Genomic DNA, 24543 nt, shown 5'->3' on the forward strand with positions numbered 1-24543 from the left:
TAGGCCGACCGGCCTAAAATTTGAATCCTGTTCTAAATTAAATAGTTAGAGCATGATGTCACCCGAAAACCGCTCACACTTTTCGGCATCATGCTCTAGAAGCGTCGCCCTGCAGGAGCTGGCCGCGCCATCCGGGCGGTCAGCTCCTGTTTTTTAAACGGGCAATGCCCTCAGGCGAAGGCGTAGGAGCCGTCGGGCCGCTTCGGCACGCGTCGCTGCCAATGGATGTAGCCCTCCTCTTCCATCGCCTTCTCGTCCATTTCGACGCCCCAGCCCGGCCGGTCGGGACGCAGTTCCAGATAGCCGTCCTTCGGCAGATAGGGATCGACGACGTAACGGGTTTCTCCCTCCCGCTTCTCGATATCGAGGCCGCCATAGACATAGGCCTGTCCCTTCGGCAGCCGGTATTCGAGGATGCGGAAATTCTGTGCCGCCGCCGAGAAATGAACATTGACCGCCGTCGCAAGCGGGCCCATCGGGTTGTGCGGCGCCACGCCGACGAAGAAGGCTTCGGCGAGTGTGGCGATGCGGCGCATTTCGCTGATGCCGCCGACGACGCAGATGTCGGGCTGGATGAGGTCGGCGCCCTTAACCTGCAGCAGCCGCAGGAACTCGTTTCTGTTATAGAGCGACTCGCCGGTCGCAAGTGTGCAGTTGAGCCCCTGTTTCAGATCGCCCCAGGCCTCGATATTTTCAGGACGTAGCGGCTCCTCGAAAAACAGCGGGTCATAAGGCGCCAGCGCATTGCCGAGCTGGCGAGCGGCGATCGGTTCGAAAATCTTCGCATGGGCATCGAAGGCGATTTCGTATTCGTCATTGACCGTTTCGCGAAGCGAGCGGAAATAATCCGCCGAGGCTTTGACGACATTACCCCAGCGGTTGGAGTGCATGTCGATCCGCCAGGGGCTGAGCTTGAAGGCGGTGAACCCCCATCCCTCCTTCAGGCGATCGAATTCGTCGCGGGCCGCCGGCGCATCCGGCGCGGTATAGACACCGGCATAGACCTTGATGCGGTCGCGCACTTCGCCTCCGAGCAGCTTGTAGACCGGGACATTCACCGCCTTGGCCGCAAGGTCCCACAGGCAGTGATCAAGCGCGGAGATCGCGGCAAGGCCAAGCGCCCCCGGCGGAAAGCGGCTCTGCTGGATCAGCAGATTGACGAGATACTCCACGCGTGTCGGGTCCTGGCCGGAGACAAATCCGTAGAGATAATCGAGCAGCGGCGGCAGCGCCTTGTCGGGGCCGTGATTGTAGCATTCGCCCCAACCCGTCAGCCCGTCATCGGTGTCGAGCGCGACGATCACGCGCGGACGGTCCTTGTCGCGGGTCATGAAAACCCGCATGCGGTCGATCTTCATCTTTCTGTCCTTCTAGCGATTGAAATAGGTGCGGCGCGACTGGCGCGTCTGCACGTAGAGATGCTCGTTGTCGGTTCCGGGATTGTAGGCACCGGCACTTTGCGGCACCGAGACATTGCCGTTGCTGGGGAAGCGCGCCACGAAGGCCTCGTCGATATCGCAGCCAAGTCCCGGGCCATCGGGAACGGCGATCAAGCCGTCGACCTGTTGCGGGTGCGGCACGATCGTCTGGCGGCGGCCGTCCCAGTCGTCGTCGAGCCGCTCAAGGATGAGGGCGTTGGGGATCGCTGCAAGCAGATGCAGAGCCGCATATTCCGCCACCGGCCCGAGCGAACCCGAATGCGGCGCCATCTGGATATGATGGGCTTCGGCCATGGCCGCGATCTTCTTCATCTGGGTGATGCCGCCGGCCCGGCCGGTGTCCGGCTGGATGATGTCGACCAGTTCCTTCTCTATGAGCTCACGCTCGCCGAAGATGGTCGCCGAGCGCTCGCCGGCGGCAAGCGGCACATGTGCTGCGTCGCGGATGCGCCGGTAGCCGTCGATATTCTCCGGCGCAATCGGATCTTCCACCCACATCAATTCATAGGGTTCGAGCGCCCGCACCAGCCGGCAGGCATCCGCAGGCGTCAGCCACGGCGGCCCATGCAGATCGATGGCGATGTCCATGTCGTCACCGACGGCGTCACGCAGCGCAGCAACCTTGCGGACCGGATCGGCGACGCCGCCGCATTTGATCGCCTTTATGCCTCGCGCTTTGATGGCAAGCGCACGCTCGGGCGTATTCGCATGCGAATAGATCGGGATCCGGTCGCGCACCTTGCCGCCGAGCAGCATCCAGACAGGCACGCCGAGCGCCTTGCCCTTGATGTCCCATAGCGCCATGTCGATGCCGGTCATCGCACCGCCTCCGACCGTTCCGAGCATGCCATGGCCCATCATCGCGATATGCATCTTCTGCCATAGCCGTTCGATATGGGCCGGATCTTCGCCAATGAGGAGTGGGGCGAGATCATGGATCGCCGTCTCGACGACGCGCGGCCAGCCTGAGCATTCACCGATGCCGGTGATGCCCTCGTCGGTATCGACCTTCAGAAAGAGCCAGTTTCTGGTGCCGCCGAACTGTTTCGAGACGCCACTACTGGAGCGTTGGTCGGAAGCCCAGTTCGCGGGATCGGGCTGACCGACATGCATGAGAAAAGTGCGGATTCCGGTGATTTTCATCGCTGAAAACTCCCATTCTTCAAAATGTCCGGCGCGACGTAGCGGAAGCGCCGCGATTGATCGCGATCACGCGGATCAGGGCGCGGAATCGCTGATATGAGCGCCTGCGTATAGGCGTGCTCGGGTGTGCGGCAGACCTTCTCCGCGTCGCCGATTTCGACGAGCTGGCCTTTGTACATGACGCCGACACGGTCGCACATGTAGCGGATAACGCCGATGTCATGACTGATGAAGATATAGGCGAGACCGAGTTCGTCCTGCAGGCGCATCAACAGATCAAGCACCTGCGAGCGCACCGAGACGTCGAGCGCCGAGGTCGCCTCATCGGCAACGATGACGCGCGGATTGAGGGTGATGGCGCGGGCAATGCCGATGCGCTGGCGCTGGCCGCCGGAGAATGCGTGCGGGTAGCGTTCGCGTGCCCTCGGGTCCAGGCCAACCTGCTCCATCAGGTGACAAACCCGCTCTTCCAGCGCCCGCCCTTTTGCAACGCCATTGACGAGCAGCGGCTCGCCAATGATCTGTGAGACGGTCATGCGTGGGTTGAGGGAGCCGAAAGGATCCTGAAACACCATCCGCAATTCCCGCCTTGCGGCGGCAAGCGTCTGCCCTTTTGCCGTTGCCAGATCGATGATGTCGCCGTCGGCGCGGCGATAGAGGATTTCGCCGGCAGTCGGATCGATCAGCCGCATGATCGAGCGACCCATCGTCGTCTTGCCGGATCCGCTCTCGCCGACAATGCCGAGCGTCTCGCCCGGCAGAAGCGAAATGGAAACATCGTCCAGCGCTTTCACCTCGCCGAAATCCATCGAGACATTGCGGAGTTCGAGGATCGGTGGCGCCGTCGTGTCGAGCGGCGGGCGCGCCAGCCGGATTTCGGCCTTCGCTTCCAGCTTCAGCACCGAGCCGATCAGCATGCGGGTATAGTCGTCTTTCGGCGCATGAAAGATCTGCTCGACCGGCGCATATTCCTTGGCGACGCCGTTGTGCATGACGAGCACATCGTCGGCGATCTGCGCCACGACACCCATGTCATGCGTAATGAAGAGAACGGCCATGCCCTTGGCCTTCTGCAGCCGGGCGATCAGGTCGAGAATTTCGGCTTGGGTCGTCACGTCGAGGGCCGTGGTCGGCTCGTCGGCGATCAGCAGTTGCGGTTTGCAGGCGAGCGCCATGGCGATCATCGCGCGCTGGCGCATCCCGCCGGAATATTGAAAGGCATATCGGTCCAGCGCTTTTTCCGGTGAGGGAATCTCGACTTGGCTGAGCAGCGATATGGCTTCAGCGCGCGCCTCTGCCTTGCTCATCCGGGTGTGAAGGCGAAGCGCCTCGACGATCTGGTTGCCGACCGTGTGGATCGGCGACAGCGACGACATCGGCTCCTGGAAGATCATGGCGATGTCGCGGCCGCGGATCGCCCGGATCTGACGCCCGCGCGGATTGAGGCTGGTTAGATCGATCGAGCCGCCGTTCTGATCGTTCAATATGATCGTTCCGCCGGATATACGGCCAGGCGCATCGACGATCTGCAGGATCGAACGCGCCGTCACCGATTTGCCAGATCCGCTTTCGCCGACGACACAGAGCGTCTTGCCCGGCTCGATCGAGAAAGACAGATCGCTGACGGCGCGAAAGACGCCGGTGCGCAGAGGGAACTCCACCGTCAGATTTTTCACCTGGAGCAGCGGCCTGCCGGCAATAGGAAGGGTATCGGTCATGCCGGCCTCATTTGTTGTAGGGGTCGGCTGCATCGCGCAGGCCGTCGCCGAGAAGGTTGAGCGCCATCACGGCGACCACGACGGCACAGCCCGGCATGAAGAGCCATGGCGCGGTGGCGATCGAGCGAATGTTCTGGGCCTCGCGCAGAAGCACGCCCCAGGAGATGGTCGGCGGCTGCAGACCGAGCCCCAGGAAGGAAAGAGAGGTTTCGGCAAGGATCATTGCCGGCACCGCAAGCGTGATCGACGCGATGATATGGCTGGCAAAGCTCGGCAGCATGTGGCGAAAGATGATGCGTCTTTCGCGAACGCCGTCGAGCCTGGCGGCGGCGACGAATTCCTCGGTGCGCAAGGACAGGAAGCGGCCGCGAACGACGCGGGCGAGCTGCGCCCAGCCGGTCAGCGACAGGATGATCGTGATCATCATATATTGTAGCGTCGCAGGCCAGTCCTGTGGCAGGGCCGCGGCCATCGCCAGCCAGATCGGGATCGTCGGCAGCGACAGCACGAAATCGATCACCCGCTGCAGGAAGAAATCGATGCGGCCGCCGTAATACCCCGAGATGCCGCCGAGCACGATGCCGAGCATCAACGAGAAGAAGACACCGACGAGGCCGATCGACAACGATATCTGCGAGCCCTGCACAGTTCGGCTGAAGACATCGCGTCCAAGCCTGTCGGCGCCGAAGAGAAGCAGCGGCGTCGTCTTGTCGGGCGAGGCGATCAGATGGATGTTGGTCCTGAATAGGCCGAACACGGAATATTCATAGCCGCGCCCGAAGAACTGGACGTCGACACGTTTTGTCGTGTCTTCCTTGTAGATGGCGGCCAGCGTTTCCGGATCGCGGGTGAGCTTCATCGGATAATAATGCGGGCCGAAGGAGAACCCGTTCTCAGTATCGATCAGATGCAATTTCTGCGGCGGGTGAAAGGTCGCCCGCGCATTTTGCAGGTACGGATCGTTGATGGCGAAAAAGCCGGGAAGCAGGGCGACGATATACATCAGCACAGTGACGACAAGCGCCACCATGGCCAGCCGGTGCCGGCGGAAAGCCCACCAGATGAGTTGCCACTGCGATGCAACGGCGGCGCGATCCGGGGGAATGTTTGTAACGGTGATGTCGGCCACGTGGGGCTCCTATTCCAACCGGATGCGGGGATCGACCAGCGCAAGCAGGATATCGCTGATCAGAGAGCCTATCAGCGTCAGCGCGCAGATCAGCAGGACGAAGGCGCCGGCCAGATACATGTCCTGGGCCATCAGCGCCTGCAGCAGCAAAGGTGCGGCCGTCGGCAGATTGAGGACGATCGCGACAACGACCGAGCCGGAAATGAGGTTGGGCAGCAGCCAGGCAATCGTCGAGATGAACGGATTGAGCGCGATCATCAGAGGATATTTCATCAGCAGCCGGAACTCAGAGAGACCCTTTGCCCGGGCCGTTGTGACGTAAGGCTTCGGCAACTCATCGAGCATGTTGGCGCGCATGACGCGGATGAGGCTCGCCGTCGAGGAGACGGCAAGGATGATGACCGGAAGCCAGAGATGCGAGAAGAGGTCGACCATTTTGGCGAAGCTCCAGGACGCGTTCTCGTATTCCGGCGAAAAGAGCCCGCCGACATCCTGCCCGAATTCGACCGCCGCGACATACATCAGCACCAGCGCCAGCAAGAAGGACGGAACGGCCAGGCCGAAGAAAGTGAAGGCGGTGAAGAAATAGTCGCCGATCGAATATTTGCGCACGGCGGAATAGACGCCGATCGGCAGCGCGATCGCCCAGGTGGCGATCAATGTCGACAGGGCCAGAACCAGCGTCAGCGCCATGCGCTCCCAGATCAGGTCCGAGACCGGCTGCTGCCATTCGAAGGAGATGCCGAAATCGCCGCGCGTGAGAATGCCCCACATCCATTTGAAATATTGGACGAGCATCGGGTCGCCGAGGCCGAAGCGCTCGCGCAATTGCGCCGCCGTGTTCTGATCGACGATCTCGTTGGAGGCTGCCAGCGTCGCAATATAGGTCGTGACATAATCGCCCGGCGGCAGCTGGATCAGCACGAAAGCCAGGAAGCTGACGGCAAACAGCGATGGGATCATCCATAGGAAGCGTTTGGCGATAAAGACCAGCATGAGGCGCCTCTTGCATTGAACGCCGCCTTCCGGGCCTTGTCGGCCGTCAGGGCCGGCAAGGCATCTCGGAGGGCGAACTGAAAGAAAGCGCCGTACCTGATGGTACGGCGCTTATGACGAAAATCAGCTCGTGAAGGTGAATTGCTGCGGCATTGCAGGGCCGGGATTGGGCCAGGACCAGCTATCCGGCTCCTTCTCGGGAACATTGCGCAGATTGTTGCGGATGATGCCGAAACCGCCGACGGCAAGGCAAAGGCCGACGGTCTCGAACTCCTCGGCCGCGATGTCGAAGATCTGCTTCATGATCGCGCCGCGCTTGTCGAGATCGGCCGTCGAACGCGCTTCGTCGAAGAGCTTCATGCGCTTCTTCTGGCTTTCCGGCGGTTCTTCGCCGCGTGCACCGTTGGAGGTGTACCAAAGCGTCCACGGAATGGCGTAACGCGAACCCTGCGGATGGAAGGCGAAGAAATCGCGCGGATCGAGCATTGGATCGAGACCGCCAGGACCTGGCCACACCGCCGCGTCATGGGCGTTGTCGTCGCCGCGGGTGTAATAGAGCGCCCGCTCGATCGTGTTGACCTTCATGTCGACACCGATCTGAGCCCAATGCGCCTTGACCAGTTCCAGGGCATCGACGAGGTCGGGATAAAGCGTCGGAATGACGTCGATCGAGAAGAACACCTTCTGGCCGTCAGGCCGGAGGCGGAAACCGTCGCTGCCTTTCTTATAGCCGGCCTCATCGAGCATCGCGCCTGCCTTGTCGGCGTCGAATTCGGTGAATTGGCGCGCGTATTTCTCGTTATACCAGGGATGGGTCGGACGCGGCCCGGCCTGATAGGGCTCACTCTGTCCGAAATAGACGATGTCGATGAGCTCCTGGCGATTGATGCCGATCGACAGCGCTTGCCGGAACGCCTTGTCGGCAAACATCTTGCGCATGGCAGGATCTTTGTGGGTGATGTTGAAATAGATCTGGCACTGTTGCGAGGCCGAAGGCACGAGCGTCAGCAGCCGATAATCGCCCTTTTCCATATTCTTGGACAGCGTCGGCTTGTTGGCGAGAACGCTGATGTGACGTTCCTGGATGTCGATCTTTCCAGAGATGACGTTCAGCATCAGCGATTCGACGTCCTGCGAGATGCCGAAGTTGATCTCATCGATGTAGGGGAGCTGGTTGCCCTCGGTATCGACCTGCCAGAAATAAGGATTGCGGGTCATGACGACGCGCGTCGCGCCGCCGGCATAGGGCTCTTTGACCACCCATGGATCGAGCGTCGGCTTGTCGACATTGCCCCATCGCGACGGGATCTCGATGTCGCCGCAACGGCTGCGGAAGAGCTCCGTCCAGCTGGTGACGCCGGCCTTCTTTGCATCGGCCTCGATATTGGGATTATATTTCGGCAGGAACTGGCTGCAGTAATGCTTCGGGAACAGCGTCGGATGCTGGCCAAGCGGTGTGGCGAGGTTTTCCAGGTAAAGCGCGTTGGCCGCAGCAAAGGTGAACTTCACCGTATAGTCGTCAATCTTCTCGACGGTGACCGGCTTGCCGGCGACGGCAAGCTGCGCCGGTGTCGAGCTGTAGAGCTCGGTGTTCTTGACGCAGTCTTCGATCGCGAAAACGACGTCATCGGCCGTAAAGGGATGACCGTCGGACCAGTGCACGCCTTCGATCAGATGGAACGTGAATTGTGTTGCGTCGTCGCTGACTTCCCAGCGCTCGGCAAGGTTCGGCTGCACGGCGGTAAAATCGAGGTTCCAGCGCACAAGGCTCTGGTTGCCGACCATACGCAGGATGCCGTTATGGTCGGATGAACCGCGAAGGCCGCGGCGCAGCGAACCGCCATAGGTGCCGACCTTCTCGAACGGCGTCACGACCATCGGCTTTTTCGGCAGGCGCTCAGCCAGCGGCGGCAGCTTTCCATCCTTGGCGAGCTGCGCAAGGGCCGGCGCTTCGCCGCCTGCGGCAGACACGCGACCGGCGATAGACAGCGCCGCGACACCAGCCATGCCACCAAGCACGGCGCGGCGGGTGACGCCACGCGACAGTATTTCTTTGGCCATCGAATTCCTCCCTTTTGTGCCGGCGCAGCCTTTGCGCCGGCTGATGCGACGGGCTCCCGACCCGACGCTGACGCCCTCCTCGGCGCTACGATCGAAACCATAGACACGTTCTCAAATGATTACAAGAGTTGACAGATAATTACAAATTTTGTAGCCATGCTGCATTGAAATGCGACGTTGTGCCGCTGAAATACGGCCAGCAGGACGAAAAACGTTGGATCTGTCAGATGCTGTCGCCGCCCTGAACATCATGGCCGGCGACAGCCAAGGTGTGGCCGCTGACCCGGCGCACGCGGCCTTGAGAGAAAAGGACCATGATGACACTCGCCGTCGATGCCGTTTCGAACAGGGGCGCAACGCGCTTCAGCGACATCATCTACGAGAAGATCGTGGGGATGATCGCCGACGGCAACTTTCCGGTGAACGAACGGCTGCCGCCGGAGACGAAGCTCGCCGCTGATTTCGGCGCATCGAGACCCGTCGTGCGCGAAGCGCTCGAACGCTTGAGAGCCGATGGCTTGGTCGTTTCGCGCAAGGGTTCCGGTTCCTATGTCAGACAAAGGCCGGATTCGTCGATGCTGAAAATGGTGCCGGTCGGCTCCTTGGCCGATGTCCAGCGGTTCTTCGAATTCCGCGCCGGTCTCGAAGCCGAGGCGGCGGAGCTTGCAGCGCGAAACTGGCAACCGGTCGACAGGGAGCGGATAACGGCAGCGCTTCTGTCGATCGAGCAATGTTTGCGCAACGGGGAGCTTGGCGCCGAGGAGGACCAGGCTCTGCATGATGCAATTGCCATGGCGACCGGGAACCAGTTCCACATCACCCTGCGCGAGTGGTTCAAGCCGCATTTCGCCATCGGGCATTCCGTTACGCGAAGCTTGAGCTTGAAGCGAACGCCGGAACAGATCCGCAGCGTCCAGGATGAGCATGCGGTGATCGTTGAGGCGATCTTCGCGCACCGGGAAACCGAAGCGCATGATGCGATGAAAAAACACATATTGAATGCTCGTGCCCGCATGTTCCAGGGCGTTTGAGCGATATGGGAGGAGAGACGATGAAACGGGTCGCTATGACGGGTGCTGCCGGACGTGTAGGGACGCTACTGCGCCCGCTTCTTCGGTCGCATGTCGAGCACCTCAGCCTGATCGATCTCCAGGAACCTGACGGGCTTGGCGAAAACGAGAATTTCGTCAAGGCCGACCTTACAAAGCTCGACGAGGCGACGGCTGCGCTGAAGGATATCGATGGCGTCGTCCATCTGGCGGGTATCGCAAGCGGCACGGACATGAATGCCATTCTGCACGCGAACGTGCTTGGAACATACAATCTCTACGAAGCCGCGCGGATCAACAAGGTCCAGCGGGTCGTCTATGCATCGAGCAATCATGCCACGGGCTTTTATCCGCGCGGCCAGCTGGTGTCGCCGCTCGACCCGATGCGCCCCGACAGCCCATACGGACTTTCCAAATGCTGGGGCGAACTTGTGGCGGGGCTCTACTACGACACGTCGGGCATTCGCTCTCTTTCCATCCGCATCGGCAATGCGGGCACCTATCCCAACAGCGAACGATCGGTTGCGATCTGGATCAGCGCGCGAGACCTGGCGCAATTGGTCAGGATCGGCCTTTCGCACCCGTTGATCGCAGCAACAGTGGTCTACGGCGTTTCTGACACCGAGGAGATGTGGTGGGAGAACGATCTGGCGGCACGATTGGGCTACCAGCCACAGGACCGGCCGCGTGATCACGCCCGCATCGAAGAGGGATCCGAGGGGCCGGTCGCGCTGGCGTTCCAGGGTGGCGGGTTCTGTGAGATCAATCACGACGGTACCATCCGCATGCGCGATGCCGAGGGCCTGGCCAAGAGCCTGGAGACGGTCGAATGACTGCGCCTCGGATCATCCGCCCGGACGTCCGTCCGGTGTTCCAGCAGCCGCTGACGGTCGGTGAATCACCGGTATGGGACGAAGAGACCGGCACTTTGTGGTTCGTCGATATTCTGGCGCCGGCACTCGTCCAGCTCTCGGCTTCTGGAAAGATCGACCGCTTCGACATGCCGGCTGCAATCGGCGCCCTCGGGCTTTGCCGCGATCACAGGATCGTCGTGGCGCTTCAGACGGGCGTCCATCTTTTCGATCCCGTCTCAGGAGATTTGGAATTTCTGTGCGATCCGGTCGGACGCGACATCAACTGCCGCCTCAACGATGGAAAGGTCGGTCCCGACAGGCACTTCTGGATCGGCTCGATCAGTGAATCCAAGCCGCAGATCGATGAGGCCGCACTTTTCCGCGTGAGCGCCGACGGCAGCACGCGGACCGTGGCCACGAACCTGACGAGCTCCAACGGCCTTGCCTGGTCGCCGGATGGCCGGCGGATGTATCATTCCGACAGCCGGCAATGCTTCCTGCAGGCATTCGACTTCGATCCTGATACGGGCGACCTCGGCGATGGGCGCCGGCTCCGCAGCTTCACTGAAGACGAGGGTCGGCCGGACGGAGCGACAACCGATCGTGACGGGTTCTACTGGAGTGCCGGCGTTTCCGCCGGTCGCCTCAACCGAATATCGCCCGAAGGCGAAGTCGTCGAAATCTACATTCTGCCGGTCCCCGCACCGACGATGCCGTGTTTCGGAGGGCCGGATCTACGCACCCTCTTCGTCACGAGCCTGTCGACGGATCGCAGCGGGCGTTTCGAGACGGGGACGGTGATCGCCTTCGACGTGGATGCAGAGGGCCTGCCGCCCTTCCGCTTCGGGGAGCATCCCGTCGGATGACAACGTGCCGATCACCCTCCGGGTGACGGCGGATTGATGGAAAGATAACGGGGGAGAAAGATGAGCATCGCAACCATGCGCAAGGCGCTTACAGGCGTATCGGGTGTTCCGGTCACCGCCTATGACAGCCAGGGTGAAGTCGAACCCCGGATCACGGCGAAGGTCTATGAGCGGGTGGCGGCAGCGGGTATTCACAACATCGTCGCTGCCGGCAATACCGGGGAATTCTATGCTCTGACGCCGCAGGAGATTAGGATCGTCCACGAGGCGGCGGTTTCAGGCGTTAACGGCAAGGCGCCGGTGACGGCGGCGATCGGCCGGTCGCTGCGCGAGGCGATCGGGATGGCGAAAGATGCGGCGGCGATCGGCGCGTCCGCCGTCATGTCGCATCAACCCGTCGATCCCTTCGCAGCACCTGCAGCCCAGATCGACTATTTCTGCAATCTTGCGGATGCTTCCGCCCTGCCGCTCATCGCCTATGTCAGGGCGGACGGCTTCGCCGTCGCTGATATCGTCCGCCTCGCAAATCACGGCAATATTGCCGGCATCAAATTCGCCACGACCGATCTGATGTTGTTGTCGAGGGCGATCCCGGCGGCGAGCCCCGGCGGCGCGCTGTTCGTCTGCGGCCTGGCGGAGAGCTGGGCGCCGACATTTACGGCAGCGGGTGCGCGCGGCTTCACATCCGGCCTCGTCAATGTCGCGCCGAAGCTCTCGCTTGGGGTCCACGCTGCGCTTGAAAAAGGCGATTTTGCCGCCGCCAGGGCGATCGTCAACAAGCTCGAGCCATTCGAGCGGATGCGAACCAAATTCCGCAATGGTGCGAACGTGACCGTCGTCAAGGAAGCCGTCACCTATTCCGGTCTCGACGTCGGTCCCGTGCGTGTGCCGGGATTGCCGCAGCTCGACCAGCATGACCGCGAGGAGCTTCATCGGCTGCTTCAAGGCTGGGAGGCCGAAGGCGACATTCAAACTCATTCAGACCAGCCGGCCGTAAAGGCGGCCGGCTGATTTCGACACTATCCACAAACAACAGGATTGGGAGGTCTTGAGATGCTGAGACAAGTACTGACAACGATCGCAATTGCCGGCGCCCTGACGACGGCGCAGCCCAGCTTCGCGGCGTCGCCGCCCAACATGCTGGTGATCGGCACCAATCTCACCGGCATAAGGACGCTCGATCCGGCCCAGAACAATGCCCGCACGGTTTCGGAGCTGATCTCGAATCTCTACGACAACCTCGTGCAGTTGTCGCCGGACGATCTTAAAACGCTGAAGCCAATGCTCGCGACGCAATGGAGCGTCTCGGCGGATGGCATGATCATCACGCTGACATTACGCGACGACGCGGTCTTCCAGAGCGGCAACAAGGTGACCGCCGAAGATGCTGCCTGGTCGATCCAGCGCGTCATCAAGATGGGCCAGGTCGGCTCCACGGACATCGCGCTCTGGGGCTTCACACCTGAAAACGTCGAAAAGCTCGTTCGCGCAAAAGACGAACACACGCTCGAGATCGAGCTGCCGCAAGCGGTCAATACCGATCTGGTGCTCTATTCGCTGGCGGGCTCGTCGATCGGCATCGTCGACAAGAAGACGGTGCTGTCGCACGAGGCAAACGGCGATTTCGGCGGCGCCTGGCTTTCCGCCAATTCCGCCGGCAGCGGCCCATTCAGCCTGGCGCAGTGGCGGCCGAACGATGTCGCGATCTTCAATGCGCAGCCGAAATATTGGGACGGCAAGCCGGCCATGGCGCGCGTTGTCGCTCGTCACATCCCTGAATCCGGCAATCTCCGGCTGCAGCTCGAAGCCGGCGACGTCGATGTCGGCCAGTATGTTGCAAGCGGCGACCTCGATGCGCTCGCCACCAAGAAGGACATGGTCATCGAGAATGTCCCGGGTCTCGGCTTCTACTATATCGCCCTCAATCAGAAAGACCCGGATCTGCAGAAGCCAAAGGTTCGCGAGGCCTTCCAGCATGCATTCGACTGGAAAGCGATCTCCGGCAATATCATGCGCCATACGGGCTTTCCCTGGCAGTCGATGATCCCGCGCGGCATGATCGGCGCTCCCGATGAGGCGGCGGTCCGCTACGATTACGATCCCGCCAAGGCCAAGCAGCTGCTGGCGGAAGCCGGATATCCCAATGGCTTGAAGAAGGTGCTCAATCCGTCGGGAGCCCCGACCCTGCCCTTCGCCGAAGCGCTGCAGGCGAGTGCGCGCGCCGCCGGCCTCGATCTCGAGCTCGTGCCCGGCGAGTTCACGCCCGCCTTCCGCGAACGCAAATTCGAAGTGCTGCTCGGCAATTCCGGCGCCCGCTTGCCCGATCCCTTCGCCGTGGCCACGCAATATGCCTTCAACCCCGACAATAGCGACGAGGCCCGCCTCGGCAGCTATTACCTCTGGCGCACGGGCATGAAGGTGGACGAGCTCAACACGCTCATCGACCAATCGATGAAGGAGCGCGACACGGAAAAACGCACCGACATCTTCAAGAAGATGGACGGCATCTATGCCGGCATGGCTTCGCCGCTGGTCATCTTCTTCCAGCGAACCGACCCCTATGTCATGCGCGCCAACGTCAAGGGCTATCACGGGCATACGACATGGTCGACGCGCTGGCATGACGTGACCAAGGAGTAGAACGCCGTGGCGAGCGCCGATATGACATCGAAGGGGGGGAGCAGCCTGCCCTCCCCGGCGGGCGGGTTCGCCGAGGCGGCCCCTCACCCGGCACTGAGCCTGCTGCGGCGCCTGGCGGGACGTGTCGTGGCAGTCGTGACGACGCTGCTCGGCCTGCTCTTCCTGACCTTCTCGATGGGCCGCCTGCTGCCCGCCGACCCGGTGCTCGCCATCACCGGGGCGGAAGTCAGCAAGGAGGTTTACGATCGCGTCTATAACGAGCTGGGTCTTGGGCAGCCGATCTGGATGCAGTTCCTCTCCTACGTCGGCAAGATCGCCACAGGCGATCTCGGCATGTCGGCGACGACGGGCCAGCCGATCCTCACCGATCTCCTGACGATCTTTCCCGCGACGATCGAACTTGCGATAATCGCCATGATCATCGGGGCGATCGTCGGCATTCCCTTAGGGATCACCGCTGCGGTCAGGCGCGGAACCATTATCGACCACATCGCGCGGATCGTCGCCCTTGCCGGCCACTCCATCCCGATCTTCTGGACCGGACTGATGGCGCTCTTCGTCTTTTATGCGAAGCTGAAGCTCGTCGGCGCCTCAGGCCGGATCGATGTCTTCTACGAGGGCCTCGTCACGCCGATGACGGGCTTTCTCCTGATCGACGCGGCGATTCAGGGCCAATGGGACGTGTTTTACAACGCCCTTGGCCACATCATCCTGCCGGCGGCAATCCTCGGCTACTATTCCGTCGCCTATATCAGCCGCATGTCGCGGAGCTTCATGCTGGAGCAACTGAGCCAGGAATACATCATCACCGCGCGGGCCAAGGGGCTCGGCACCCGCAAGGTGGTCTGGCGCCATGCCTTCAAGAACATCCGCGTGCAGCTTCTGACCATCATGGCGCTGACCTTCGGCGGGCTGCTCGAAGGCGCGGTGCTTATCGAGACCGTCTTCGGGTGGCCGGGGCTCGGCCAGTACCTGACCCGGGGGCTGCAGATGAACGACATGAACGTGGTCATGGGTTCGGTGCTGACGATCGGCGCCGTCTTCCTGACGATCAACATCCTGTCGGACTTCCTTTATCGCATTCTTGATCCGAGGACACGGTGAGCCATGACGATCTCCTCTGAGCACGCAGACAGCGTCAACACCGGCGGCCTTCGCAACTGGCTGCTCGCACCGGAGCCCCGAGGCTGGTTCCAGTCATCGGCGCAGCAAATTCATCAGGGCTGGCGGAAATTCAGCCTGCATCCGCTTGGTCTGGCGGGACTGGCCATCATCCTGCTGCTGATCGTGGTGGCGCTGGCCGCACCCGTGCTGACGAGCTATGATCCGATCGTTCAGGACATGGCCGGGCGGCTTGCCGCGCCATCGGCGAGCCATTGGCTCGGCACCGACAATTTCGGCCGCGACGTCTTTTCACGGGTGATCTATGGTGCCCGCACGACGCTCTACATTATCATGCTCGTCACGGTCATTGTCGCCCCGCTCGGCCTGCTGATCGGCACCGTCTCGGGTTATTTCGGCGGCATCGTCGATGAAATCCTGATGCGCGTCACCGATATTTTTCTCTCCTTCCCCGGCCTCGTGCTGGCGCTGGGTTTTGCCGCAGCGCTCGGTCCAGGCATCACCAATGCGATCATCGCGATTTCACTGACGGCCTGGCCGCCGATCGCGCGCCTTGCGCGCGCAGAGACGCTCAGCCTCCGCAAGGCGGATTACATCGCCGCCGTACGCCTGCAGGGCGCGACATCACTCGCGATTATCACTCGCCACATCCTGCCGATGTGCATTCCCTCGGTGATCGTCCGCGTCACCCTCAACATGGCCGGCATCATCATCACTGCCGCCGGTCTCGGCTTCCTCGGCCTCGGCGCTCAGCCGCCATGGCCGGAATGGGGATCGATGGCCGCCAGCGGACGTGAATTCATGCTCGACAGCCCCTGGGTCATCGCAGCACCCGGCATTGCCATTGCGCTCGTCAGCCTCGCCTTCAACCTCGTCGGCGATGCGCTTCGCGATGTTCTCGATCCTCGAGGTTCAGAATGACAGAGCCCTTGATCGATATTCAAAATCTCGAAATCGCCTTTGGCGGCGGACAGGTGCGGGCCGTGCGCGGCGTGAGCTTTTCCCTTGGACAGGAAAAGCTCGGGATCGTCGGCGAATCCGGGTCGGGAAAGTCGACCGTTGGCCGCGCGATCATGAAGCTGCTGCCACCGACGGCCATCGTCAATGCCGGGCGGATGCGCTTTCGCGACGTCGATCTGCTCAAGGCGAACGAAAAAACGATGATGACGATAAGGGGCCGGCGGATCGGCCTGATCCTGCAGGATCCGAAATATTCGCTCAATCCCGTCATGCGAATCGGCGAACAGATCGCCGAGACCTACCGCTTCCATCATCCGAGGACGAGCAGGGCAAAGACCTGGAAGCAGGCGCTCGATATGCTGGAGGCCGTCCAGATCCGCGATCCGGAGCGTGTGGCCCGCCTTTATCCGCACGAAATCTCGGGCGGGATGGGCCAGCGGGCGATGATCGCCATGATGCTGATTGCCGAACCCGAAGTGCTGATCGCAGACGAACCGACGTCAGCGCTCGATGTGACGGTGAGGCTCGAGATCCTGGCCCTGCTCGACGAGCTCGTCCTGCGCCGCAATCTCGGGCTGATCTTCATCAGTCATGATCTCAATCTCATCCGGAATTTCTGCGATCGCGTCCTCATCATGTATGCGGGGCGGGTCGTGGAAGTGCTCGAGGCGCGCGATCTCGACAAGGCCCGACATCCCTATACGCAAGGGTTGCTGGCATCCTTGCCGACGATCGAAGATCCGCCTTCCCGTCTGCCGATCCTGAAACGTGATCCGGCCTGGCTTGAAGAATTCGCATTGGAGCCGCCGCGGTGATTAAAATCGACAATCTTACGGTCCGTTTCGGGCCCGGGCAGCGGCCTGTCGTCCGAGACGTGAGCTTCGCCATCGAAAAAGGAACTGCTTTCGGCCTGGTTGGCGAGTCCGGCTGCGGGAAGTCTACTGTCCTGAGGGCGCTTTCCGGCCTCAACGCCAACTATGACGGCCGGATCGAGCTCCACGGCGAGCCGTTAAGTCAACAGCGCAGCCGACCTTTCTTCCGCCGGGTGCAGATGGTGTTCCAGGACCCCTACGGATCACTTCACCCCCGCAAGACCATTCGCTCGCAGCTGAAGGAACCGTTGCGCAACCAGGGGCTGGATACGAACTCTGTCGACATGAACGCGGTCCTCAGATCGGTCGGCCTCGACCCGGCGCTGAGCTACAGATTTCCGCACCAGCTGTCTGGGGGCCAGCGGCAGCGCGTGGCGATCGCCCGCGCGCTGATGCTGGATCCGGACGTTCTGCTTCTCGACGAACCGACATCGGCGCTCGATGTGTCCGTTCAGGCCGAAATCCTCAATCTCCTCCAGGATCTGCGCACCAATCGCGGTCTGACCTATCTGCTCGTCAGCCATGATCTCGCCGTCGTCTCGCATATGTGCAGCCGCGTCGCCATCATGGAAGCGGGCGAGATCGTCGAACAGGTCGATGTCGGCGCACTCCGAAGAGGTGCGGTCGAACACCCCTACTCGCAACGCCTACTGCGCGCGAGCCGGATGTACGGAAGGGCGTAGCTGTTGTTCGGCACGCCCTGCCTGCTTTTTGACGCCACAAGCTACCGACCGCAATGAGCTTCGATAGCAGAAGTGATCTCCTGCCAATCCTGGAGATGAATTTCGTGGCCACCGCCCTCGAGCCGAATGAGCTTCGCTCCCTTGACGGTTCGTGTCAGCAATTCACCGTGCTCAAAGGGGTAAATCGGATCAGCGGTTCCGTGTATGACAAGGAGGGGCGCGGCAAGTTCACCCAACTTGCCCCTTAAGGCCTGGCCGCCCTTCAGCATGAAATGATTGGTAGCACTGACGAAGTTTTTGGCCCGTTTGACGTCGCGTTCAACAAAGGCGCGCGCCTGCCGTTCGTCGTAAGGGTGCACCGAACCGGCGATCATCTGGGTATCCTTGAGGAGGAATTCGATCACTTGGGCATTGTCTGTCCAATCGACGTGCTCACCCGTCGCTGCGTGCTCCATGTAGGCGTCTGTGGTGTGGGGTAGAGCACTGGTATCAACGCCCACCGGCGTGGTGGAGATCAGCGTTAGTGTCTTGACGCGCTTCGGATTTGACAGTGCGGCGATCTGGGCGATCGTGCCACCCAACGACATTCCAATCAGATTGGCGCGGTCGATGCCGTAGCCATCAAGTACCCTTATGGCGTCCTCGGCCATGTCGTCCATTGCATAGGGCGGCTCCCCCGGCGGGTAGATCGTCGAGCGGCCGGTGTCTCGATTATCGTAGCGGATGACATAGAACTCGTGATCAGCAAGCTTTTGGCAGAATCCGTCCGGCCACCACAACATTGAAGCCATGGCGCCCATGATGAGCAGGATCGGCTCATGCGCCGGATTGCCGAAAGCCTGAGTGGCAATCTCGACGTCGTCAAACTTGATCATACGTTCAGTCACTTGGCGGCATCCTTTATTGGCTTGGGTGAAGCGGCGAAAGTCGCAGGCCTTCGTATCCGCAGGCTTCCACGCGAACGCCACTCGACGTCCGCATATTCCCCACCCTGTGGCTAAGGCGGGTGGTGTCGCATCGGGCATTTTGAGTATGACGGGCCTAAAATCCACTTTGGCAGCATCAGGTGATCCAGTCGGATCCAGGTCAAGGTTCCGGGAGGCTACATCGCCGGCACTTGGGATCTCCGCATCGCTACTCTGCACCGTCGGGATGACTATGTTTTCATCTCTGCTAATCTCGAACTTCAGGTTTCGGAGCATCTTGTGTCGACATCCCTCAGAAGGTCTCGGTTTTCAGGCCGTGCAGTAGAACTCGATTCGATGGAGTCCGCTTTCCGAGATGTGTCCGGCGGGCGGCAACGTTCCTTTCTTGTCGGGGCAGAAGCAGGCGGCGGCAAAACGCGGCTGGTTGAAGAGTTTGCCAACCGACTGTCCGGCCGCGCCCTGATTTTGAAAGGCGGGTGCATTGAGCAGCGGGAATCGGCATTGCCCTACGCGCCGGTAACGGCTGTTCTGCATGAACTTGTTCAGCTGCGCGGCGCGCCGGCAGTCAAATCCTTTGTCGGCGCCGAGGGTGCGCGAGAACTGGCCTGGCTTCTTCCCGAACTCGGCGAGAGCTCCGAAAGATTTGATGCGGGCATCGCAAGAGCGCGGCTGTTCGAGGTGCTGCGAAAGCTGTTAGAGGAGCTGGCACGGGAGACACCGCTCGTGGTGGTCTTCGAGGACATTCACTGGGCCGACCAGGCAACTTGCGATCTGCTTCGTTTCCTCGCGACACGGCTGAAGAAAATTCGGCTGATGCTGATCGTCACCTATCGACCCGAGGAGTCCAGCGCCACCAACGCCCTGCGGACGACCATCGCGGACCTCTCACTTTCCGAGGGTGCCGAGGTGTTGACGCTTCCCCGCCTTCAGCGCGCGGAGGTCGCCGTGCAGCTCGAGGGGCTGCTGGGACGCCCCCCAACACCTGCGCTGATCAACGAGGTCCATGCGCGGTGCTGCGGAATCCCGCTTTTCACGGAGGCACTCATCGATGCGAGCGGAGGCTTGCGCAGAGATTTTCCTGGTTCGCTCAACGACTACCTGCTGAGAGCCGTCAGGGACATGCCGGCGTCGACGGCCGAGCTTTTGAAGGTGATGGCGCTCGGCGGCCCGCATATCACTCATGCGCTTCTTCGCAGCGTCGCGAACAAGGCCGATCTTGAATTAGCGGAATGGCTGCGTCCAGCGATTTTGGCTGGGATCCTGGTGCCTGATCATGATGGATATGCGTTCCGCCACGCACTGATCCACGAAGCGGTGCGGCGTGACCTGATCGCCGGCGAAAAGGTGGCCATCCATCGCGCCTATGCGGACGTGCTCGAACGCGGACCGGTTCCAAGCTACCGGGTTTGGCATTCCGTAGCGCTCGCGCGCCACTGGTACGGCGCCGGCCAAGCCGAGAATTGCCTGCGATGGGCCTGGCAATCCGCCACTGAGGCCGCGGCTACTTTCGCCTATGCAGACCAGATGGAAATGCTGAAGCTCGTGCTGGCAGTATGGCCCGAGGTCGATGATGCGATTGTAGTGATCGGCGCGGATCACTGCAAGGTGTTGGAACTCGCTGCCGATGCGGCCTGCTGGGCAGCGGAGGCGGAACAGGGGTTGGCTTTTGTCGAACGCGCACTCGCCGAAGTGGATGTCGGTCGCGACAAGGAGCAACTGGCAGCACTTCTTCTGCAGCGCGCGGTGATGCGTCAACACGCGCTTATCCCAGGCGAGATCGCCGACCTGGAGCGCGCGCTCGATCATGCGCCCGATTCCACAAGGCTGCGCGCGGACGGACTGGGACAGTTTTCCCGCGCACTGATATTAAGGGGAGAGTTTGATCGCGCCAGCCGCTTGGGCGACGAACTGAAGGACCTGTCTGAAAGGCTCGATGACGAGGAGTACCGGATAGAGGCACTGATCGTCGCCGAGTCTTTGGAGATGGCATCGGGCAGTTACCACATCGATAGCCTCTGGAGCGTCATTGACCGCGCCAGGCAGGCCTCCATCGGACGAGTCGAGGTGCTGGCGGGCGCCGCATTGCTTCGAGCCCTGCTTGAGACCGGAAAATATCCTCAGGTCGCCGAAATCGGACCGGCGATCTTTGCGCGGACGGTCGAGTTCGGCCAGGCGCGCTATATCGGGGCGATAATCGGTTCGCCTTTATGCCGCGCTCTCCTCGCCTTGGGCCGCGTTTCCGAAGCCATTGAGACATGCGAGCGGATGGCGGCATTGGATCCGCTGCCGCTCGGGCTCGTTCATGTTTTCGAATGCCAGGCGGAGATCGCCTTGGTATTGGGGAATTCGGATCGAATTGCCGTTGCGGCGAGATCCTTGCGCAGTCTGCCACCCGGCCCTCAGGTTGCGAGCCGCATGGCGGCCAATCTGTTGAGATTTGACATCGAAAGCCGCGCGCTGGCGGGTGACATGGATCAGTCTGCGACCCTGGCAAGATCCGTCTTGACCCATTGCGAAAAACAAGGACGCGTCTCTTGGCCACTCCTGGCCTCGGCGATGCGCGTTGCCGTTGATACGAACCAGAAAGATGTGGCGCGGCGGTTTGCCGACCTTGCCGCTCGGTCCTCGTGCCGCAATGTGGTGGAGGAAGCCGAGCTGCTGGGCATCCTGGCCGAGATGTCGCGCTCGACGGGTTCCGACCTCGAGGCGTGGGAAGCGGTTGCCAAAAGCTGGGCTGATTTGAGCCGGCCCTTTCGGCAGGCATATGCTCTTATGCAGGCCGGTTGTGCTGCGGTGAATGCCGGCCAGCGCGCGAAGGGTGCGGGCCATTTCCGACGAGGCGCAGACCTTGCCCATTCGACCGGCGCTTCCCTCCTGGGCAATCAGATCGAGACCCTCGCCGAAAAGGCCCGCATTGATCTTGGAAACGGGAAGGAGGGTGGCATGCCGAAGGCACCCCTCGGCCTGACGGATCGGGAATTCGAGGTGCTCCGGCTTCTCGCCGCGGGACAGAGCAATCGCGAGATCGCCGTCCATCTGTTCATTTCCTCGAAAACGGCGAGCGTTCATGTCTCCAACATCTTGAGCAAGCTCTCCGTCCCCAGCCGCGGCGCCGCGGCCGCAATGGCCCACCGGCTCCGGATCGTAGATCCCGCCTGAAGTTCGCTTGTCTGGCTATGCCCTTCCGGTGTCTGTCGTTCGCACGATACAGTCATTGCATTCCTATTTGATTGTCTAGGTATGTTGCCTGATGTGCTTATGCCGGCCTTAGGCCGAGGGTGTTCATATAGCGCGCGCCGAGCGGCGCCCAAATGCGAACATCCGGAGGTCAAATGAACATCTCTTCCGCCACCTTGGCCAACACCCAACGCACGATCGATTCTTATGAAGGTTGTGCCGATGACTATAGTCGCATCGTTGATCAGTTTCCCTGGCCGAGCCTCGAGGCGGCACTGCGTCAGGTCGCCAGCGCCGCCGGCAAGGGCGGCCAGATCCTTGAGATCGGCTCGGGGGCCGGATGGGATGCGGATTTCCTGGAGACACTGGGCGTTTCGGTAAGGCGAACCGATGCGACGCGACGGTTTCTGGAACTGCAGGCGGCGCGCGGCAAGAAGGGCGAGCTCCTCAACGTCATCACCGACGACCTTGACGGCCCCTATGACGCGGTGGTCGCTCTCTGTGTCCTCATTCATGTGCCTCGTGACCAGACCGGCCCGGTTCTCGAAAAGATCGTCGCTGCGCTACGCCCGGGAGGCGTCTTCCTGGTGTCGATGCGCGATGGGGACGGGGAGACAAGCGGCGCCTACCATATGTCCTACTGGCGCCGGGACGATTTCGCGCTGTGCATCAAGGAGGCGGGGCTCGCTCTTGAATGGGACGCACACAGGATCAACCGTGACGGCGATGGGTGGAACACGTTTTACGCTCGCAGACCAGAGTGACGCGGTTTCGTGCCGCTCCGGTCCGCCACCGACCGTGAAGGCTCGGTCAGACAGCGGGGGCCATCTTTCTATTTCCAGCTCGTATAATCGTCGGCGACGCAACCAAACGGCGCGCGATCCTGACCGAACCGCTTCTTCAACTGCTCGCATCCCCACTCGTTCAACGGCGCTGGCATGAGATTGTTGATGTCCATGCCAGGCGATTGGAACGCTGTCGTGGAGGTCGTGACGTACCAAAGCCAGAAGCCGACCACACCCACGACGATCAGAAGCAACACACCGAAGAAAAGCTGCAGCCGCTTCCAGATCGATACCGTCCTTTTTGGTTCTTCAATCAAAATCGGCGCATTCCGATCGCGTTCTTGCTGATACGCGAAAGGTGCAAGAGCTGCGGTGCGCTCATTATCCGTAAGCTCCACGCGCTGAAGACGATCGTCGAGAAGCACCGGCAGGGCCGTATTGCCGTGCCTGACGGCCAGTCCGATCGCCTTGCCATTGGCTTCACCGACGATCAGAGGCTCCTCTCCATTCTTCATGCGCGTGTAAGCCGATCGTCCCGTTTTGTCGTCGGCGATCTTGTCGCTATAGGTGATGGAAAGGACGCCGCGTTTGCGGTCGAATGCGGTGATCTCGACCGGGACAGGGGTCAGCAAGGCAGGCCGAAGCAGTTGGCCCTTGACCCGCCAAATGCGGATAGCGAGAAAAATCATCCCCAGGCCCATGCCGCCAAGCAGAACGGCGAACACAGTAAGCGTGATGATCCGGTTCCAGAGCATGTCCAGACCCAGGCTCATCGTCGCAAGTTCCGGGTGATCGGCTGATATCACCAGACCCGTTTCGTAGTCGCCGGTATGGAAATCGACGAACATGACCTCGACTTCGGTGTCGTAGTCTCGTCCACCGTAGCTGTAGACCAGGCGTGCCTCGCAATCGGTAAAGACTGCCTTGCGTGTCGTGCATCGCCCGTTTTGCACGTCGCCATTTTCAAGCGTCAAAGGGTTCTGGCTGATCTGGAAATCGCGGATTACCCCTGGCGCTTCCGAGACGAATAGAAAGACAGCCAGTGCGAGGATGATGGGCGTTGCCCAGAAGTAAGCATTCGGCGTGGAGATGACGTTGCGCGCCAACGAAAGCGGGCGACCAGGAAGAACAAGTGAAGGCAATGGCGTCGGACCCCTCATATGTGACAGCGCAATGGGCTGGCAAGCTCAGGCAGCGGCCAATGAGGCAGCAATTCAAAGCGCTGCCGCGTCCTTTGCGCAACGCGCGGCGCTATAGCGGAATTGACGCCATTGCGGCCGGCTTGCACAATCTCTTTGTGTAAGACCGATCTAAAGCCTGAGGCGGGAGATCGGCAATCCCTTTCAGCGTGCGTGGGCATCATTTGTACGTTGATCTTGTTGAAAACGTCCGCACTGCGTTGAGAACGCGATCGAATGCCTCCCCTACGGAACCAAACCATCGCCGAGCGGTTATATGACACCCCTCCTCCTCGAAGAGCCAAGCGTCATGATGCGGATGTTATGTGGCCCGAAAGTTACTCAGATGATCAAGATCCTTGCCTGCGCCATCGCCGCTGCTACGGCGTCAATGCTCACGGCCGGCGCCGCCCACGCCGACGAATCCGCCTTCCTCAAAACACTGGCGGGAAACTGGAGCGGTAACGGTACGGTGAAAGTGCGGACAAATGCACCCACGATTAAAGTCACTTGCCGTTTCAAGTCGGACGCGAATGCAAGTTCCCTTGCACTCAATGGACGCTGCACCAGTCTCGTCGTTTTTTCCCGTGTCATCAGCGCTAAACTCAAGGCCAGCGGTGACAGCTACACCGGCTCCTATGTGGGCGCGGGCACCGGCACTGCGGGTCTAGGCGGAAAGCGCGCTGGTAATGCCATAAGCCTCGCGATCAAATGGGCGAAAGAGGTCAATGGTGACCGACGTGCGCAGATGACGATTGAAAAAACCGGGGCATCCGGCATGCGCCTCACAACCGTCGACACAGACCCCGCTACAGGTCGATCGGTTGTTACGAGCCGCATTGACCTTCGTCGGAGCTGATATCTTTTTGCGTTCAAAGAGCCTCTAGCGTGCTAAAGGGTTGATAGAGAAGCTCCGAAGCTATAGTTTCGCCTTCGCAAATCGTC

20 protein-coding genes are annotated in these 24543 nt (G+C 61.1%); 12 read left to right on the top strand and 8 right to left on the bottom strand.

Annotation, left to right across the window (positions count from 1 at the left end):
- Positions 1-170 precede the first annotated feature (170 nt).
- From FFM53_RS26270 to FFM53_RS26295, 6 genes are all read right to left on the bottom strand, one after another.
- Positions 171-1358 carry a galactarate dehydratase gene (locus FFM53_RS26270; protein WP_011649533.1) on the bottom strand — a complete coding sequence of 396 codons (1188 nt, stop codon included), beginning with the start codon at positions 1356-1358 and terminating at the stop codon, positions 171-173.
- Positions 1359-1370: 12 nt separating this feature from the next.
- Positions 1371-2582 (bottom strand): mandelate racemase/muconate lactonizing enzyme family protein, encoded by a 1212-nt coding sequence (locus FFM53_RS26275; protein ID WP_138388852.1) that lies wholly within the window; start codon positions 2580-2582, stop codon positions 1371-1373.
- The gene (locus tag FFM53_RS26280; protein ID WP_138388851.1) at positions 2579-4300 is read right to left on the bottom strand and encodes an ABC transporter ATP-binding protein; all 1722 of its coding nucleotides are present in this window, start codon (positions 4298-4300) and stop codon (positions 2579-2581) included. Before FFM53_RS26280 ends, FFM53_RS26275 begins: the two co-directional genes overlap by 4 nt.
- A 7-nt stretch (positions 4301-4307) precedes the next feature.
- A complete protein-coding gene (locus tag FFM53_RS26285) occupies positions 4308-5429 on the bottom strand; it encodes an ABC transporter permease (RefSeq protein WP_129422515.1) in 1122 nt (373 codons plus the stop codon).
- A gap of 9 nt (positions 5430-5438) precedes the next feature.
- The gene (locus FFM53_RS26290; RefSeq protein WP_027664799.1) at positions 5439-6425 is read right to left on the bottom strand and encodes an ABC transporter permease; all 987 of its coding nucleotides are present in this window, start codon (positions 6423-6425) and stop codon (positions 5439-5441) included.
- A gap of 123 nt (positions 6426-6548) precedes the next feature.
- Positions 6549-8486 carry an ABC transporter substrate-binding protein gene (locus tag FFM53_RS26295; RefSeq protein WP_138388850.1) on the bottom strand — a complete coding sequence of 646 codons (1938 nt, stop codon included), beginning with the start codon at positions 8484-8486 and terminating at the stop codon, positions 6549-6551.
- A 317-nt stretch (positions 8487-8803) separates the two neighbouring features.
- On the opposite strand from FFM53_RS26295, the gene FFM53_RS26300 reads away from it, so the two are divergent.
- Genes FFM53_RS26300 through FFM53_RS26340 form a run of 9 tightly spaced genes read left to right on the top strand, consistent with a single transcriptional unit; the run spans position 8804 to position 17532 of the window.
- Positions 8804-9517: a FadR/GntR family transcriptional regulator gene (locus FFM53_RS26300; RefSeq protein ID WP_138388998.1), complete on the top strand. Its 714-nt coding sequence runs from the start codon at positions 8804-8806 to the stop codon at positions 9515-9517.
- A gap of 20 nt (positions 9518-9537) precedes the next feature.
- Positions 9538-10368, top strand: coding sequence for an NAD-dependent epimerase/dehydratase family protein (locus tag FFM53_RS26305; RefSeq protein ID WP_138388849.1), 831 nt, complete (start codon positions 9538-9540; stop codon positions 10366-10368).
- Positions 10365-11255, top strand: coding sequence for an SMP-30/gluconolactonase/LRE family protein (locus FFM53_RS26310; RefSeq protein WP_138388848.1), 891 nt, complete (start codon positions 10365-10367; stop codon positions 11253-11255). Before FFM53_RS26305 ends, FFM53_RS26310 begins: the two co-directional genes overlap by 4 nt.
- A 60-nt stretch (positions 11256-11315) precedes the next feature.
- The gene (locus FFM53_RS26315) at positions 11316-12266 is read left to right on the top strand and encodes a dihydrodipicolinate synthase family protein (RefSeq protein WP_138388847.1); all 951 of its coding nucleotides are present in this window, start codon (positions 11316-11318) and stop codon (positions 12264-12266) included.
- Between the two features lie 42 nt (positions 12267-12308).
- Positions 12309-13895 (top strand): ABC transporter substrate-binding protein, encoded by a 1587-nt coding sequence (locus FFM53_RS26320; RefSeq protein WP_138388846.1) that lies wholly within the window; start codon positions 12309-12311, stop codon positions 13893-13895.
- 6 nt (positions 13896-13901) lie between these two features.
- Positions 13902-14999, top strand: coding sequence for an ABC transporter permease (locus tag FFM53_RS26325; protein ID WP_138388845.1), 1098 nt, complete (start codon positions 13902-13904; stop codon positions 14997-14999).
- Between the two features lie 3 nt (positions 15000-15002).
- A complete protein-coding gene (locus FFM53_RS26330; RefSeq protein WP_138388844.1) occupies positions 15003-15938 on the top strand; it encodes an ABC transporter permease in 936 nt (311 codons plus the stop codon).
- A complete protein-coding gene (locus FFM53_RS26335; protein ID WP_138388843.1) occupies positions 15935-16792 on the top strand; it encodes an ABC transporter ATP-binding protein in 858 nt (285 codons plus the stop codon). Before FFM53_RS26330 ends, FFM53_RS26335 begins: the two co-directional genes overlap by 4 nt.
- Positions 16789-17532 (top strand): ABC transporter ATP-binding protein, encoded by a 744-nt coding sequence (locus FFM53_RS26340; RefSeq protein WP_138388842.1) that lies wholly within the window; start codon positions 16789-16791, stop codon positions 17530-17532. The genes FFM53_RS26335 and FFM53_RS26340 overlap by 4 nt, the downstream gene beginning before the upstream one ends.
- A 41-nt stretch (positions 17533-17573) precedes the next feature.
- Here the strand turns inward: FFM53_RS26340 and FFM53_RS26345 are convergent, their stop codons facing one another.
- Entirely contained in the window at positions 17574-18419 is an 846-nt protein-coding gene (locus tag FFM53_RS26345) for an alpha/beta fold hydrolase (protein ID WP_138388841.1), read from the bottom strand.
- A gap of 318 nt (positions 18420-18737) precedes the next feature.
- On the opposite strand from FFM53_RS26345, the gene FFM53_RS26350 reads away from it, so the two are divergent.
- Both FFM53_RS26350 and FFM53_RS26355 read left to right on the top strand, forming a co-directional pair.
- Positions 18738-21617, top strand: a complete 2880-nt coding sequence (locus FFM53_RS26350; protein ID WP_138388840.1) for a helix-turn-helix transcriptional regulator — start codon at positions 18738-18740, stop codon at positions 21615-21617.
- 173 nt (positions 21618-21790) lie between these two features.
- A complete protein-coding gene (locus FFM53_RS26355; protein WP_138388839.1) occupies positions 21791-22399 on the top strand; it encodes a class I SAM-dependent DNA methyltransferase in 609 nt (202 codons plus the stop codon).
- A 68-nt stretch (positions 22400-22467) separates the two neighbouring features.
- Here FFM53_RS26355 and FFM53_RS26360 read toward each other — a convergent pair whose 3' ends face one another.
- Entirely contained in the window at positions 22468-23580 is a 1113-nt protein-coding gene (locus FFM53_RS26360; protein WP_173883658.1) for a hypothetical protein, read from the bottom strand.
- A gap of 364 nt (positions 23581-23944) precedes the next feature.
- Between FFM53_RS26360 and FFM53_RS26365 the strand changes: the two genes are divergently transcribed.
- Positions 23945-24457, top strand: coding sequence for a hypothetical protein (locus FFM53_RS26365; protein WP_138388837.1), 513 nt, complete (start codon positions 23945-23947; stop codon positions 24455-24457).
- Positions 24458-24543 lie beyond the last annotated feature (86 nt).

This window comes from Rhizobium indicum (assembly GCF_005862305.2).
Taxonomy (GTDB): Bacteria; Pseudomonadota; Alphaproteobacteria; order Rhizobiales; family Rhizobiaceae; genus Rhizobium; species Rhizobium indicum.

Excerpts from the sequence above, each read along its gene's own strand:
- FFM53_RS26270 (WP_011649533.1), bottom strand. The coding sequence starts at position 1,358 with ATGAAGATCGACCGCATGCGGGTTTTCATGACCCGCGACAAGGACCGT.
- FFM53_RS26275 (WP_138388852.1), bottom strand. The coding sequence starts at position 2,582 with ATGAAAATCACCGGAATCCGCACTTTTCTCATGCATGTCGGTCAGCCC.
- FFM53_RS26280 (WP_138388851.1), bottom strand. The coding sequence starts at position 4,300 with ATGACCGATACCCTTCCTATTGCCGGCAGGCCGCTGCTCCAGGTGAAA.
- FFM53_RS26290 (WP_027664799.1), bottom strand. The coding sequence starts at position 6,425 with ATGCTGGTCTTTATCGCCAAACGCTTCCTATGGATGATCCCATCGCTG.
- FFM53_RS26295 (WP_138388850.1), bottom strand. The coding sequence starts at position 8,486 with ATGGCCAAAGAAATACTGTCGCGTGGCGTCACCCGCCGCGCCGTGCTT.
- FFM53_RS26300 (WP_138388998.1), top strand. The coding sequence starts at position 8,804 with ATGACACTCGCCGTCGATGCCGTTTCGAACAGGGGCGCAACGCGCTTC.
- FFM53_RS26305 (WP_138388849.1), top strand. The coding sequence starts at position 9,538 with ATGAAACGGGTCGCTATGACGGGTGCTGCCGGACGTGTAGGGACGCTA.
- FFM53_RS26310 (WP_138388848.1), top strand. The coding sequence starts at position 10,365 with ATGACTGCGCCTCGGATCATCCGCCCGGACGTCCGTCCGGTGTTCCAG.
- FFM53_RS26315 (WP_138388847.1), top strand. The coding sequence starts at position 11,316 with ATGAGCATCGCAACCATGCGCAAGGCGCTTACAGGCGTATCGGGTGTT.
- FFM53_RS26320 (WP_138388846.1), top strand. The coding sequence starts at position 12,309 with ATGCTGAGACAAGTACTGACAACGATCGCAATTGCCGGCGCCCTGACG.
- FFM53_RS26330 (WP_138388844.1), top strand. The coding sequence starts at position 15,003 with ATGACGATCTCCTCTGAGCACGCAGACAGCGTCAACACCGGCGGCCTT.
- FFM53_RS26335 (WP_138388843.1), top strand. The coding sequence starts at position 15,935 with ATGACAGAGCCCTTGATCGATATTCAAAATCTCGAAATCGCCTTTGGC.
- FFM53_RS26355 (WP_138388839.1), top strand. The coding sequence starts at position 21,791 with ATGAACATCTCTTCCGCCACCTTGGCCAACACCCAACGCACGATCGAT.
- FFM53_RS26360 (WP_173883658.1), bottom strand. The coding sequence starts at position 23,580 with ATGAGGGGTCCGACGCCATTGCCTTCACTTGTTCTTCCTGGTCGCCCG.
- FFM53_RS26365 (WP_138388837.1), top strand. The coding sequence starts at position 23,945 with ATGATCAAGATCCTTGCCTGCGCCATCGCCGCTGCTACGGCGTCAATG.